We start from the raw sequence: 14,477 nt of genomic DNA, 5'->3' as shown, positions 1-14,477 counted from the left end.
CGGTCACACGACAGGTGGTATATGTTAGCTACACCCGCATAACGGATTCTCTCCCAACCATAGTTTAAATGGATGGTGGCTGAAACCGTTCACTCTTGCATCATATCACACACGGAACCGCATCCGCAAAATCAATCTTTTAAAAGACTTTAAAAGAGGGTAAGTTGGTTACTTTCTGGCAAATTTTCTAAACAGCCAAGACGCCGTAATACATCAATCACTGCACTGGTTGCCCGACTCCGTTTTTGCAAATCTTCGATGGAGAGAAATTCACCACTTTTACAAGCCTCTACAATATTACTGGCTGCGTTTACTCCTACCCCCGTCGCAGAGGAGAAAGGTGGGATCAAGCTATCTCCATCAACGAGAAAGCGAGTCGCATCAGACCGGTATAAATCCACTTTCTTAAAAGAAAGTCCGCGGGCCATCATTTCCCGGACAGATTCTAGTACGGTCATAAGCCCTTTCTCCTTGGGACTAGCGGAGATCCCCTTCTCTTCGATCTCTAGGATCGTTTTTTTGACCGCGTCAGCCCCTTTAAGAACCACTTCCACATCAAAATCATCTGCACGGACAGTGAAATAAGTAGCATAGTACTCAATCGGACGATGCACTTTAAACCACGCAATTCGCACCGCCATCATCACATAGGCCACAGCGTGCGCTTTTGGGAACATGTATTTGATCTTTCGACAGGAGTCCACATACCATTGAGGAACATCATGACTCCGCATCAGTTCTCCCTCTTCTTCGGTTAAGCCTTTCCCTTTCCGTACTTTCTCCATCAGCTTAAAAGCAACAGAGGGTTCCATTCCTTTATAGATGAGATAGATCATAATATCGTCTCGGGTAGAGATTACTTCAGAAAGAACAGCGGTTTGTGCGCGAACAAGCTCCTGTGCATTGTTCAGCCAAACGTCTGTACCATGGGATAATCCAGAGATTCGTACTAACTCACTAAAGGTAGTTGGCTTTGTATCTTCTAGCATCTGACGTACGAACCGGGTACCGAATTCGGGAATTCCTAACGTACCAGTTACGGTACCAATCTCCTCAGGCGTAACACCCATGGATTCAGTTCCTGAGAAGAGCTTCATCACCTCAGCATCATCGACTGGAATCGTCTTCGGATCAATTCCTGTCAAGTCCTGTAACATCCGAATCACCGTCGGATCATCGTGCCCCAGAATATCCAATTTAAGCAGTCGACCACTGATCGCATGATAATCAAAGTGAGTCGTTACCGTCTCTGATTTCATATCGTCTGCAGGACGTTGAATCGGTGTAAAATCAAACACATTTTTATTCTGAGGGATCACCATCAAGCCACCTGGGTGCTGACCCGTCGTCCGTTTCACCCCTGAACATCCCTCAACCATCCGGTCAATCTCCGCTCCACGCCATTGATGCCCCTTATGCTCCTCAAATTTCTTCACATATCCAAAGGCAGTCTTTTGCGCAACCGTCGAAATCGTTCCTGCGCGATAGACGTACTCTTTACCAAAAAGCTCTTCTGTGAATTTGTGTGCCCGAGGTTGATACTCACCCGAGAAATTGAGATCGATATCCGGCACCTTGTCCCCTTTGAAGCCAAGGAAAGTTTCAAAAGGAATATCATGACCATCCTTCATCATTTTTGTCTTACAGGTTGGACAATCCTCATCAGGAAGGTCAAACCCCGAAGCAACCGTCCCATCTGCAATAAAGCGGCTATATCGGCACGATCCACACACAAAATGGGGAGGTAGCGGATTTACTTCGGTGATATGACTCATCGTCGCAACGAAAGAGGAGCCTACCGAACCCCGAGAACCTACCAAATAGCCATCATCGAGGGATTTGGTTACCAGTTTATGAGAGATGAGATAGATTACAGCAAAACCATGCTTGATAATACTCCCCAATTCCTTCTCTAATCGCTTCTCCACAATATCTGGCAAGGGTGATCCATATAACCCTTCTGCCGTTTCATAACAGATACGGCGCAATTCATCCTCTGCCCCTTCAATAATTGGCGTATGAAGATCATCCGGGAAGGGCTTCATCTCCTCAATTCGGTCCGCAATGGCACGGGTATTATCCACAACAACTTCCTTCGCCTTCGCCTTCCCGAGGAAAGAAAACTCCTCCAACATCTCCTCTGTCGTCCGGAAATGTGCGGGAGAGAGTGGGCCACTATTTCTAAAGCCACCCGTTTGGTTAAAAGCGAGGATTTCACGATAGGTCGCATCCCATTCATCCAGGTAATGAGCGTTTCCAGTAGCAACCACTGGTTTACCCAGTTTCTCACCCATCTCCACGAGGAGGCGATTCGCTTCGCGCAACCGCTCCGGGCTATCGACAATCTCTTTATCCACCAAGTGTTGATTGACCGCAGGTGGCTGGATTTCTAAGTAGTCGTAAAAACCAGCTACCTGCTCCACTTCTTCCCGTGACTTTTGTAAAGCCGCTTCATACAATTCTCCTTTTTCGCAACCAGAACCGATTATTAGACCCTCACGGTTTTTTGCTAGCAAACTATGAGGAATTCTCGGCGTACGATGAAAATACTCCATATGCGCCTTGGATACTAATCGATATAAGTTCTTTAATCCTGTATAGTTCTCTACCAAAATCGTGGCATGGAAAGGTCGCAAGCGCGAGAGATCCCGATCTCCCGTCAAACCATTCAATTGATCCAAGTGGGTCAATTCTCGTTCGATACAATCAGTAACCATCTTCCACATGAGATAACCGGTTGCCTCGGCATCGAAGATCGCCCGGTGATGTTGGGTTAGCTCGATATTAAACTGTTTACAAAGCGTGTTTAAGCGATGATTTTTTAACCGTGGGTAAAGCAGTCTACCAATCTCAAGGGTATCAATCACTGGATTGGTTACAGGTTCATGATTCAATTTCTTACAAGCCTGTTGTAAAAAGCCCATATCAAAACGGGCATTGTGCGCGACGAGAACACTTCCCTCAATAAACGCTAAGTACCGAGGTAACACCTCTGCAAGCTCAGGTGCATCCTTCACCATGTCATCGGTAATCCCTGTCAGCTCGGTAATCAAGGAGCTCAGCTTCCGATGCGGGTTGATAAAAGCTTCAAAACGATCCACGATTGCCCCATCTCGCATCTTTACCGCTGCCAACTCGATGATCTCATCATGGACAGCAGACAATCCGGTCGTCTCTACGTCAAATACGACATAGGTGTCCGATTTTAATTCCCGATGGGCTTCATTTACCACGACAGGCACACCATCATCCACCACAAAGGCCTCTAAGCCGAAGATCACTTTAATCCCCTGCTTGTTCCCTGCGGCATAGGCATCTGGATACGCCTGTAATACCCCGTGATCGGTGATCGCCACCGCAGGATGCCCCCACTGGGCCGCCCGTTTAATCATCTCGACGGGTTCATATACACCATCCATTGCACTCATCGCCGTATGTAGGTGAAGCTCTACCCGCTTTTCAGGTGCGTTATCCTCTCTGCGATAGGATTCAACCTCTCGCAGATCGTTGGCCATGATGACAAGATCGCGGGCAAAGGTATCAAATTGAACCGAACCGCGTAAGGTCACCCACATGCCATCCTTCACCCGAGAAAGAGTCGCCGCATCTTCTTTATCCCGAGCAAATACTTTCACCGCGATGGAATCACTATAATCCGTCACATTAAAGGTGATTAGGGTACGGCCACTCCGAAGCTCACGTACCTCTGCCTTAAATACCTTCCCACGCACACAAACCCTGCGCTCCTCATCGGTAATCTCCCGGATCAAAATCGGCTCATCTCTAAAATCATACCCGATGGCCACAGGGCCCGCTGATGATGCATCTGCTTCTCCTGGTGGAGGTTCAGCAGCTTCCAAGGAGTTCATCGCCTCCTCGACGAGTTGTCGCTCTGCTTCTTCTCTCTCCTCAAGGAACTTCTCCTTAGCCCCTTCCTCTGGTGTATAAGTAAAGGCCACCTGTACTCGTGTCCCCGACACTTCATGAAAGAGGGAACTAACCACTTGATCCAGCTGTTTGGAAACCGCCATCTTCACCATCATCTCATTCGGAAAGGAGAGCGTCAGACGCTCTCCTTCCATCTTCCATTGCGCACGGGCAAACCACCCCGCAACAGAGGGGGAGATTTTTTCAGCGGTTTGTTGCCGAATCCATTGCCAATACATTTCTGCCAATTGGGCCAAATTGGCTTGATGATACTGCACAACAAATTGGATATCGACTACATCCTGAAAAGCTTCTTTCACTTTCTCCTGCATTCGAAACCAGATATTAGGTGGAACTGGCTCGGCTAACCGCAGATAAAAAGTCCAACTCTTTTTACGCCGGCTCACTTTCACCTTTTCGATCACAGCTCCCGGGAAGTGACGTTGGGCCACTTCCCATGGTATCTCTGCTCGCTCTAAGACCTGAAGCCATCGATCCTGTGTTTCTTCGGCCATCGTCATCCTCCGTTCCAAAAAATCCATGGTAAAAGTGTATCAGAAAGACAGAGGAAGGACTAGACACTAGGAAGGAGATGCAGCATATATAACGCCTGATAGAATGGCGTTATTCGCATTTTTTAAGCGGCTTTAACAAATCCTCAAATGGAAGTGCACCATATAAAACGGCTTAAGGATCTCAAAGGGAAAGAATTATGGGAGCAAAGAATGATCGCCAGAGCAAGGAAACTATGGCGCTCTGCAAGAAATGCCATAAAGACCTTCACCACGGAAAACTAGATTGAGTGGGTGGAGAGCCGGATACCTTGAGAGGGGTATGTCCGGTCGGAGGGGAGGATTTGGAAACCTATACCGGAAACGGGACAAGGCGCTGGGTCCTTACCCTACTGTGAAAACCTCACGGGGGTGATTTCATAATTGATTGTTCATGTTAAGTATTTTCTTTTCTTGCGTCCTTTTTAAAGGATAACAAGTTTTATTACCCTTAAAAAAACCTGGAGAAAAGAAGTGATTGGGAGTTATTAGGCGTATTTCCTGTTAATATAAGTCAATTCGACAAGTTCAGTAAATTGACTATATTCAAAGATTGAAATAAGATGCAGATGCCTGTAAAGTATTGAGAACCAAAATTAAGAAAAGGTGGGATTTTTGATGAATGTAAGAAAAATGGCCATTCTATTTGTGGCTCTGTTTACTTTCATGGTTGTGAGTGCAGTACCAGCCTATGCGGCTACAGACTACGGCAATAATTATTTCAAAACAGAAGACGGAAAATACGATCATACGTTTAAAGCCACTAGTTCCGAGAAAAATGTACAAGTCTATGCATTTGAAATAAAGAAAGTGAAGATAAGCACAGGAGAGAAAAGCGACGGTAGCTCATCTTCTTTGGATGTAAGACTATGCAACTCCTCCAGCGGGAATTGCACTTCTTGGAAAAATTTAAGTATGGCAGTGCAATTTACTGATATGAAACCCGGAACCTATTATGCAGACATCAGAGATAAATACGCCAGTTACTACTACTATGGTTATGTAAATGTTTTTGTCAGATAGAGAAAATTTCCGTCCTACTCTACTATTTTCATCATGATAGTATTATTTCGATAAAAAAACAAGCAAGTGGCCCCATCCCTGCCAGGATTGAGCTGGAATATACTTTGTTCGCCAAATCGTTCTCGGATTAGGGTCACAGCACATAGCCATCAAGTTAAGAAAAAGGGTAGTGACAGGGCTCTTGCTATATAATCAAAAATACTCGAATTAGTTGATTCTTATTAACAACTTTCCTACAATTTAGGTGTAGTGAGAACCAAAATTAAGAAAAGGCGGGATTTTTTATGAATGTAAGGAAAATGGTAATTTCATTTGTGGCTCTGTTTACTTTCATGGTTGTGAGTGCAGTACCAGCCTATGCGGATAACTATTACGACAGTAAATATTTCAAAACAGAAGACGGAAAATACGAACAAACGATTGCAACCACTAGTTCCGATAAAAATGTACAAGTGTATGTATCTGAAATAAAAAAGGTAAAGAAAAGCACAGGAGAGAAAAGCGACGGCAGCCCTTCTTCTTTGGATGTAAGACTATGCAACTCCTCCAGCGGGAGTTGCACTTCTTGGAAAAATTTAAGTGGTGCAGCGATTTTTACTGATATGAAAGCCGGAACCTATTATGTAGACATCAAAGATAAATACGCCAGTTACTACTACTATGGTTATGTAGGTGTTACTGTATTCCCAGATTAAAGGGTATTACTAGGTGGAGACTTCAAGGATGCCCACCTAGCCGATTTCGAATAGATGTATGTTATCTGACCAAGAATCTAAAAATTATGACCATATTTAGGTGTAGTGAGAACCAAAATTAAGAAAAGGTGGGATTTTTGATGAATGTAAGAAAAATGGCCATTCTATTTGTGGCTCTGTTTACTTTCATGGTTGTGAGTGCAGTACCAGCCTATGCGGATAACTTTTACAGCTGGAAAGATTTCAAAACAGAAGACGGAAAATACGAACAAACGATTATAACCACTAGTTCCGATAAAAATACACAAGTGAAAGTAACTAAAATAAAGAAGGTAAAGAAAAGCACAGGAGAGGAAAGCGACGGCAGCCCTTCTTCTTTGGATGTAAGACTATGCAACTCATCCAGCGGTAGTTGCACTTCTTGGAAAAATTTAAGCACTGAACAAGTGGATTTTACTAATATGAAAGCCGGAACCTATTATGTAGACATCAAAGATAAATACGCCAGTTACTACTACTATGGTTATGTATCGGTTTATGTCAGATAGAGACGGCACTCCGTGTGAAAGCCTTCTCCACTGAATACATCACAAGACCCCCATCTAAAGATGGGGGTCTTGTGATGTATGGGTACAACCTGTTGAGATAGAAAAGGGCGACCCTTATTTTTGAACCACTCTAGGTCTCAATAGAGTGGTTCAAAAATAACGAAACAAACTCAAAGTGGGAGTATGACAATATTATCAAAAGCTTATACTTCCTGAATTATATTGACTCCCTACCCTTACGTCGCAATGTGCAAAAGGCATTAAATCGAGGGGAAAGTTATCACAAGTTACGCAAAGCGGTATCCTATGCTAATTTCGGTAAACTACGCTTCAAAAACAAAAATGATCAGCATATATGGGGGGAGTGCAGTCGCTTACTCGCCAATTGCATTATTTATTACAATGCCAGTATTTTATCTAATATGCTCGCTTATAGAGAGAGCAATGGTCAAGATTCAGATGTTATGAAACAAATCTCTCCAGTTGCATGGCAACATATTAATCTCTACGGAAGATACGAGTTTAATAAACAACAAGAGTCTGTTGACATGGATACAATCATTCAAGAATTAGCCCATTCAACAGCTATACCAGAAATAGAGTAATTATTTAAGGAGTCCCCTCTAAAACACTTGAGGAGACTCCTTATTCCACCTTTTCGGGGGGATGGGCAAAAACACCCGTTTTCCATCCGTTTTTCGCACCAGAACCCATAAAGCTTCTTAGTAATTATCGATTTTTCCGAAAGCGTTACATTCCGAACCTAGGCAGGTCAAGTCGAGTCTATAGGTAGAATATAAGCCAGTTATACGAGAAGAAATGGTTTTTGTCCCTGGCCCATAAGCTTTCTTGTATACGGTTGTCGATTTTTTGGTGTCTATTACCCTAACTTCAATCGTGTCATTTGGACTTTCGTTTTTTATGCCAATGTCTACAAAATGTTTGCTACTATTCGCACTTATTGGAGTAACAGTAGTACATCCAGGATCACCTTTCCTAAGGTTACAATCATCGTACGCAGCGAAAACATTTCCAATAGACGAAAAGAAGAAAATAAAAGCCAAACAAAGAGATGCAAGCGATACTATCATTTTTCTTTTCAATGCGGATTCCTCATTTCTTAATTTTTTACCATTAAACAATAAAATTATTATTTAATGGTTACCAATCCTATCCTTGAATAAACTTTCCTTACAAGAGTGACAAACCCAGTTTTTTCACTTTAATTACCTCCTAAAAATTACTTTTAATTACCTACAATAGTACATTTGACATTGATGTACACTATTCCTTCCTTTGTTATTACATTTTTCCTTTCTATTGGTAACGATATGGACAAAACTGAGACCCAGGGGTATTGGGTCTCAGTTTTTCTCATTAATATAACCAATCAGCGTCACGCTCTATTGACTCCATTATCTTTATATCATCTATCTCTGATTCAACCCTAGCTATGAATCATCATAGTCGGAGGTTGAAAAAATAACTTTACCCTCTGGCTCATGAAGTACCCACCCTTCAGATGACCCCATGATAATTCGGGAAATATCTTGACCCGTGGCCAGATGCAATGAAGCCCCTAATTTAAGCCCCCTCACTCTTACTTTCCATACGTTCTTTCCACTCATCCTTCTCCCCCTCCATAACCCTTCCGTTTAATGGCTTTAACGATCACTCTTTCTCCTCCGATATACTCTCTATAGCTCTTCTCCGGTCCTGTTCACTGGGAGTAACGTACCTACGAGTGGTTTCTAAACTCTCATGACCTGCCAATTCAGCTACCAATGTAATTCTTATCCGCTCCAACTGTGGATCTTTTGAACGTGCATCAATCAGATTTTTACAAAACGAGTGCCGGAGAGAATGGGTGGAAAACTCATCTCCTGTAATCCCTAATTGATCAAAGTATCGACGGATCATGTAATGAATGCCTTGTCTTGTCATTTGATCCTTCCCGCGGTTGCTCAGAAAAAGAAAAAGCGATGGTTCATCACCACGTTGCTCTTCCCACTCCTTGAAAGCACGGATTAAATCGGAATTCATTTCTATTCTGCGGGTCTTTCCTCCCTTACCATTCCATATAATCAGGCGTTTTCGTTTCCAATCAAGATCATCCATCTCTAACGCCGCCGCCTCTGAAACGCGAACCCCCGCTTGAAGCATGGTCTGGATAATTGCCAAGTTACGTGTTCTTTTCCATGGATTTTTCTCTTTCTTTACAAGGTGAAGGAGATCGGACTGCTGCTTACGGGGCAGCCATCGAGGAGCCTGATTAAGAGCAGACAAGCGCTTCATCCGAATCGGTTGAGCCTGATTCAACGACGTTTTCTCGGTTTCCATTAGGAATTTCCAATAAGTTTTAATCGCTGCGACCCGCTGATTCACCGTGCTGTCTGCTCGCCGCTGGACCGTTTTCATGTAGGCGATCCAATCGTGAAGGTCCCGGGTTGTCACTTGATCAGGATCAAACGCACGATCGGATTGCTCCTCATACCATGTGGCCAATGCATTAACTGCTGCCCCGTACGCATCTAGAGTTTCTTTCCTCTTCCCATTCGCTCGTAGCCATTCCATAAATTCGATCACTGATGTTCCTCCATTTAAGAAAGGGAGCCCTATTGCCCCCTTTCGGTCACTTAGTTTTTCTGTGGAAAGGATCAAGCATTCCAAGGGATTTTTTGCATGTCACCCATCCCCATTAAACAGCCTCCCTTTCTCTCTCTTTTTCGTTTTCTCTTTTAAATCGGTACCCGATCACTATTCCGATAACCACGGCTAGCAACGCAAAATATGCGAGATCGATCCAGAACGAGAGCGTTCCTAACTGTACAAGTTCCCTCATAAAATCATCCCAGCGGTAGACGATAAAAGCGATATCCACGGTCATTAATAGAAAAACAAAAATTACCTCGATCCTAACAAACAACGACATAAATATGACCGGAAGAGTTACGATAAACGATACTAAGCGTCCAATCCAAACCGGCAGTAAGATGATGTTTCTGTATATAGTAACAACAGTTAATAAGAGTAATACTAACAATCGAGAGATTATATAGACGACTACATTGAATGTCCTTTGAAGAAAAAGAGTCAAGTTTACGACCTCCCCTCACTTTTTTCAACCCGGCCTCTCAACAACCATAAAAGTCCTAGCAGAGGAAACGGTAACAAGACAACTCCTTCGTGTTATGTAAAGGTAATTTCTATCTTCATTCTACGTGTTATGTCAAGAAAAAGCAAGTATTTTCGGAAAATTCCTTTACATAAATCATATTATGTAAAGGAAAAGCAATTTGGTTTTTACCTCTGGTTTGTCAGAGATACCAAGGGACATATACAAGTAAAAGACCGCTGTCTACCTTTAGGGGACAATACCAATAGGACAGTGGTCTTTTACTTGGGCACGATGAAGTACATTATAAATGGCGATCCCTACCGTCTTGATCCAGACAAGGACAGCGTTCCAGTGCGCCCATAAGGCGTCTATAGAAATCCGCATTAGCAAGCGGAGGATCAAAGAGTCCACAAGATCTGTCACCACCCAGCCTACCTTGGAGGGAAACCAAAGGGGGAAAATAGCATGCTGGGAAAGTCCCAAGTCGACTAACCACCAAGTCGCGACTGAGGGGCGAGGTGAGTAGCAATGGACAAGGATGAAAGCTGGATTGCTTGAACGACAGTCCAAGTGGGAATAATGTCGCCCGCAACGGAAGGTGGTAGCAAACGTTGCGTCTTGTAGTGTCAATGGTCACATGGTTCAACCATTGACAGGGCTCTACACAGGACACACCCTCAATCAGAGGATATGGACGAACATCGCATCCGAAACCATTGTGAGCATGTTCTATGGAAGCTAAATGGGGATCGCCTAAGTTGGGCAGCCCTGAGTGGCTATGACTAAAAGTCTGAAAACCCAATATGGCGACGGAGCTCTCGTAGTAGTCCGAGCCAGGGAAAGCCTGGTACATGGCGAAGGGGAGCAGCTCACTCAGCTTAGTACTAAAACAGGAAGGAGCGAGAGGAGAAATCCTGAAGCGGTATTAAGCAGTCTAGCAAAACAGGCAAAGGGGGAGGGTGATTTCATACTTGATTGTTCATGTTAAGTATTTTCTTGCGCCCTTTTTAAAGGATAACAAGTTTCATTACCCTTAAAAAACTTGGATAAAGAAGTAATTGGGAGCTATTAGGCGTATTTCTTTTTAATATAAGTTAATTCGACAAGTTCAGTAAATTGACTATATTCAAAGATTGAAATAATATGCAGATGCCTGTAAAGTAGTGGGAACCAAAATTGAGAAAAGGTGGGATATTTTGATGAATGCAAGAAAAATGGCAATTCTATTTGTGGCTCTGTTTACTTTCATGGTTGTGAGTGCAGTACCAGCCTATGCGACAGACTACGGCAATAATTATTTCAAAACAGAAGACGGAAAATACGATCATACGTTTAAAACCACTAGTTCCGAGAAAAATGTACAAGTGTATGCATTTGAAATAAAGAAAGTGAAGATAAGCACAGGAGGGAAAAGCGACGGTAGCTCATCTTCTTTGGATGTAAGACTATGCAGCTCCTCCAGCGGGAATTGCACTTCTTGGAAAAATTTAAGTATGGCAGCGGAATTTACTGATATGAAAGCCGGAACCTATTATGCAGACATCAGAGATAAATACGACAGTTACTACTACTCTGGTTTAGTAAATGTTTATGTCAGATAGAGACGGCACTCCGTGTGAAAGCCTTCCCCACTGAATACATCACAAGACCCCGAGTAGGATAGGAAATTTCCGTCCTACTCTACTATTTTCATCATGATAGTATTATTTTGATAAAAAAACAAGCAAGTGGCCCCATCCCTGCCAGGATTGAGCTAGGAATATACTTTGTTCGCCAAATCGTTCTCGGATTAGGGTCACAGCACATAGCCATCAAGGTAAGAAAAAGGGTAGTGGCAGGGCTCTTGCTATATAATCAAAAATACTCGAATTAATTGACTTCAATTAACAACTTTCCTACAATTTAGGTGTAGTGAGAACTAAAATTAAGAAAAGGTGGGGGTATTTTGATGAATGTAAGAAAAATGGCAATTCTATTTGTGGCTCTGTTTACTTTCATGGTTGTGAGTGCAGTACCAGCCTATGCGGATAACTTTTACGGATGGAAATATTTCAAAACAGAAGACGGAAAATACGAAGAAACGATTAAAACTACTAATTCCGATAAAAATGTACAAGTGAGAGTATCTGCACTAGAGAAAGTGAAGAAAAGCACAGGAGAGAAAAGCGACGGCAGCCCTTCTTCTTTGGATGCAAGACTATGCAGCTCCTCCAGCGGTAGTTGCACTTCTTGGAAAAATTTAAGTATGGCAGCGGAATTTACTGATATGAAAGCTGGAACCTATTATGTAGACATCAGAGATAAATACGACAGTTACTACTATTCTGGTTATGTATCGGTTGATGTCAAATAGAGATGGCACTCCGTGTAAAAGCCTTCCCCACTGATTACATCACAAGACCCCCATCTTTAGATGGGGGTCTATCTCATATGGGTACAGCCCACGGGTTCACACCAAGTGTGTCTCTCTTTAAGGTCCGAACGAGTTTCATATGGGTGGATCAAAAAGAAATACGTAGGAAGCAATAAAGACCTTATTTCACCTCTAAAATCAGGACGGGGGTACGTGTTTGAGGTTTTAAAATTAAATAACTTTATTGTCAATCTACAAGTGGCCGCAAAAAGGAGTGCCAGGATTTTACCTGGCACTCCTTTTTTAATGAAAAAACAGAATTGATTTTTTGTTCATATTGTATATAATGTATTCGAAGGTAAAATATAGCAAAAAGGTGGTTTTAGCATGATATTCAAAAAAATATCTGCTATGATTGCTGTTGGTGCAGTGGCTGCTTCCCTATTAATGCCATCTGCATCATTTGCAGATGGTTTCAATGCTCAAGGTTGGGATTATGTAGGAAAGAGTACATTTACAACTCAAAGTTCAACAGTTCAATCTAGTGGCGGAAATTTCCAATTTTGCTTTAGCCAAACTTCAACCATCGTTCCTGGAACCTACTGGTTATGGGAAGATGATGGTGATGATCATCAACTTGCAGGCGAGGTCACTATAAGCGCTGGTACGCATCCATGTGCAGTGTTTTATGGTATTGGGGGGTATGTTGATGGTTCAAATAACAAAGCAGAATTTCTCCTAATGAAAAATAACTCTAAAACAGCCACAGTAAAATTCTATGATTGAATAAGTTAGAATATTTTATATTAAATAAGCGAACAAAGACAAAAAAACGTTGGCCAACACTTTTCGAGGTGAAAAGCATGTTGGCCAACGTCGTAACATATATAAAATATGACTCAAAGAATTAGCCATTGTAAACAGTATCGATAGCCTTATTCTTTGAGAGATAAGATATTAATATGCAGGATGAAGTTCGGGCTACAGCATCACAATCATTGTCATTCCAGAAGGTCTCTTGACATTCTAAGTGAATCGTATAGCTTCCTCCGGTATCTGTAACATAACGTTTGATTGTTCCCTCTCTGTCACTGTTCCCCCATTACATGATATACGCGAAAGCCATCGCTTTTGTACACATCAAACCCGACATGGTTATTCTTTGTGGTTACGGTAAGTGTCATATGATTTCCCTTGAATTCCTTTTGGACTGAGCGAATTCGAATAGATGGGACCTTCACCAGCTCCTTGATTTGAGATCATTATAACTGATTATTCAGATTACTGACGCATTAATTATAAATATGAATTAATTTTAAGAAAAAACAGAATTGACTTTTTGTTTATATTGTATATAATGTTTTCGAAGGTAAAATATAACAAAAAGGTGGTTTTATCATGATATTCAAAAAAATATCTGCTATGATTGCTGTTGTAGCTGCTTCTCTATTAATGCCATCTGCATCATTTGCAGATGATTACCAAGCTCAATTTTGGGATTATATAGGAAGTAGTACATTTACAGATCAAAGTTCAGTAGCTAAATCTAGTGGAGGAAGTTTCAAGTTTACCTTTAAGTCAGCTTCAACCGCCGTTAATGGAACTTACTGGTTATGGGAAGAAGATCCGGATGGTTTTCAATATGTAGGCAAGGTCACTGTAAAAGATGGAGGAGGTGGAGAGTTTTATAATGTTGGGGGGTTTGTTGATGGTTCAAATAACAGAGCAGAATTTGTCCTAACTAAAGATAACTCTCAACAAACCACAGTAAACTTCTATAATTTCTCCACCTAAGCCTTATTTGACGAAAAAAGCTGATCTCTAGGAGGATCAGCTTTTTGTCTTATTTTTGCCGTCCGATAAATAGCCGAACAATAAGGGGCGCTACCAGCTGGCCAATTTAGCCGTTATCCCTTGGGGGGATGAACGGCTTTTAATACAACCACTCTGCCGATTCGACTATTTTCGCCTCTTCTCCTCCTACCTCTTCCACCTTAGCGACGAATTCCTCAAAGTCTGAGGTGGAGTAGAAGCGGCAACTCTCGTCTCTGCCAGTTGCTTTCCGATTAAACAGGATCCATCATGCTCTCTTCTAAATTTCTCAAAGTATACTAGGAGGAATTCCACCTAGTCGTAGGGAAAAGAGTAAAGTCATTCTTTATCATCTCATTTTTATTGGTTCATTTCTTGGAACCCACTGGCTTGAAGGGAGTACAATAACATGACGAAGCATTCTCATCCGCCTACGATAACCGATGGGCG

The 14,477-nt window shown here is 42.3% G+C and carries 12 protein-coding genes and 2 pseudogenes; 9 read left to right on the top strand and 5 right to left on the bottom strand.

Annotated elements, in window-relative coordinates:
- Positions 1–149 precede the first annotated feature (149 nt).
- On the bottom strand, positions 150–4,442 hold the full coding sequence (locus BLV90_RS03320; protein ID WP_091736113.1) for a PolC-type DNA polymerase III: 4,293 nt from the start codon (positions 4,440–4,442) through the stop codon (positions 150–152).
- 144 nt (positions 4,443–4,586) lie between these two features.
- Between BLV90_RS03320 and BLV90_RS16795 the strand changes: the two are divergent.
- The 5 genes and pseudogenes from BLV90_RS16795 to BLV90_RS03295 form a co-directional block, all read left to right on the top strand.
- Positions 4,587–4,729, top strand: a pseudogene (locus BLV90_RS16795) (HNH endonuclease); the annotation flags it as partial.
- Between the two features lie 367 nt (positions 4,730–5,096).
- Complete coding sequence (locus BLV90_RS03310) at positions 5,097–5,501, top strand: hypothetical protein (protein WP_091736110.1); 405 nt, start codon at positions 5,097–5,099, stop codon at positions 5,499–5,501.
- Positions 5,502–5,785: 284 nt separating this feature from the next.
- Positions 5,786–6,196 (top strand): hypothetical protein, encoded by a 411-nt coding sequence (locus tag BLV90_RS03305; RefSeq protein WP_091736107.1) that lies wholly within the window; start codon positions 5,786–5,788, stop codon positions 6,194–6,196.
- Between the two features lie 140 nt (positions 6,197–6,336).
- Positions 6,337–6,744, top strand: a complete 408-nt coding sequence (locus tag BLV90_RS03300) for a hypothetical protein (RefSeq protein ID WP_091736104.1) — start codon at positions 6,337–6,339, stop codon at positions 6,742–6,744.
- A gap of 152 nt (positions 6,745–6,896) precedes the next feature.
- Positions 6,897–7,349, top strand: a pseudogene (locus tag BLV90_RS03295) (Tn3 family transposase); the annotation flags it as partial.
- An 846-nt stretch (positions 7,350–8,195) separates the two neighbouring features.
- On the opposite strand, the gene BLV90_RS16115 reads toward BLV90_RS03295, so the two are convergent.
- From BLV90_RS16115 to BLV90_RS03275, 4 genes are all read right to left on the bottom strand, one after another.
- Complete coding sequence (locus tag BLV90_RS16115) at positions 8,196–8,372, bottom strand: hypothetical protein (RefSeq protein ID WP_177167874.1); 177 nt, start codon at positions 8,370–8,372, stop codon at positions 8,196–8,198.
- Positions 8,373–8,415: 43 nt separating this feature from the next.
- Positions 8,416–9,330, bottom strand: coding sequence for a tyrosine-type recombinase/integrase (locus BLV90_RS03285; protein ID WP_245726237.1), 915 nt, complete (start codon positions 9,328–9,330; stop codon positions 8,416–8,418).
- 112 nt (positions 9,331–9,442) lie between these two features.
- A complete protein-coding gene (locus BLV90_RS03280; RefSeq protein WP_091736098.1) occupies positions 9,443–9,841 on the bottom strand; it encodes a hypothetical protein in 399 nt (132 codons plus the stop codon).
- Positions 9,842–10,108: 267 nt separating this feature from the next.
- Positions 10,109–10,432: a hypothetical protein gene (locus tag BLV90_RS03275; protein ID WP_143034986.1), complete on the bottom strand. Its 324-nt coding sequence runs from the start codon at positions 10,430–10,432 to the stop codon at positions 10,109–10,111.
- A 629-nt stretch (positions 10,433–11,061) separates the two neighbouring features.
- Here BLV90_RS03275 and BLV90_RS03265 point away from each other — a divergent pair.
- From BLV90_RS03265 to BLV90_RS03250, 4 genes are all read left to right on the top strand, one after another.
- Positions 11,062–11,463 carry a hypothetical protein gene (locus BLV90_RS03265; RefSeq protein ID WP_091736089.1) on the top strand — a complete coding sequence of 134 codons (402 nt, stop codon included), beginning with the start codon at positions 11,062–11,064 and terminating at the stop codon, positions 11,461–11,463.
- 347 nt (positions 11,464–11,810) lie between these two features.
- Complete coding sequence (locus BLV90_RS03260; protein ID WP_091736086.1) at positions 11,811–12,215, top strand: hypothetical protein; 405 nt, start codon at positions 11,811–11,813, stop codon at positions 12,213–12,215.
- A 387-nt stretch (positions 12,216–12,602) separates the two neighbouring features.
- On the top strand, positions 12,603–13,001 hold the full coding sequence (locus BLV90_RS03255; RefSeq protein ID WP_091736083.1) for a hypothetical protein: 399 nt from the start codon (positions 12,603–12,605) through the stop codon (positions 12,999–13,001).
- A gap of 612 nt (positions 13,002–13,613) precedes the next feature.
- The gene (locus tag BLV90_RS03250) at positions 13,614–14,009 is read left to right on the top strand and encodes a hypothetical protein (protein ID WP_091736080.1); all 396 of its coding nucleotides are present in this window, start codon (positions 13,614–13,616) and stop codon (positions 14,007–14,009) included.
- The last annotated feature ends 468 nt before the right edge of the window (positions 14,010–14,477 follow it).

The organism is Marininema mesophilum (assembly GCF_900106775.1).
Lineage (GTDB): Bacteria > Bacillota > Bacilli > Thermoactinomycetales > DSM-45169 > Marininema > Marininema mesophilum.
Note: the sequence above shows the minus strand (reverse complement) of the source record. Positions and strands in the feature narration are given on the sequence as shown.

Coding starts and splice junctions, on each gene's coding strand:
- BLV90_RS03320 (WP_091736113.1), bottom strand. CDS start 4,442: ATGGCCGAAGAAACACAGGATCGATGGCTTCAGGTCTTAGAGCGAGCA.
- BLV90_RS03310 (WP_091736110.1), top strand. CDS start 5,097: ATGAATGTAAGAAAAATGGCCATTCTATTTGTGGCTCTGTTTACTTTC.
- BLV90_RS03305 (WP_091736107.1), top strand. CDS start 5,786: ATGAATGTAAGGAAAATGGTAATTTCATTTGTGGCTCTGTTTACTTTC.
- BLV90_RS03300 (WP_091736104.1), top strand. CDS start 6,337: ATGAATGTAAGAAAAATGGCCATTCTATTTGTGGCTCTGTTTACTTTC.
- BLV90_RS16115 (WP_177167874.1), bottom strand. CDS start 8,372: ATGAGTGGAAAGAACGTATGGAAAGTAAGAGTGAGGGGGCTTAAATTA.
- BLV90_RS03265 (WP_091736089.1), top strand. CDS start 11,062: ATGAATGCAAGAAAAATGGCAATTCTATTTGTGGCTCTGTTTACTTTC.
- BLV90_RS03260 (WP_091736086.1), top strand. CDS start 11,811: ATGAATGTAAGAAAAATGGCAATTCTATTTGTGGCTCTGTTTACTTTC.
- BLV90_RS03255 (WP_091736083.1), top strand. CDS start 12,603: ATGATATTCAAAAAAATATCTGCTATGATTGCTGTTGGTGCAGTGGCT.
- BLV90_RS03250 (WP_091736080.1), top strand. CDS start 13,614: ATGATATTCAAAAAAATATCTGCTATGATTGCTGTTGTAGCTGCTTCT.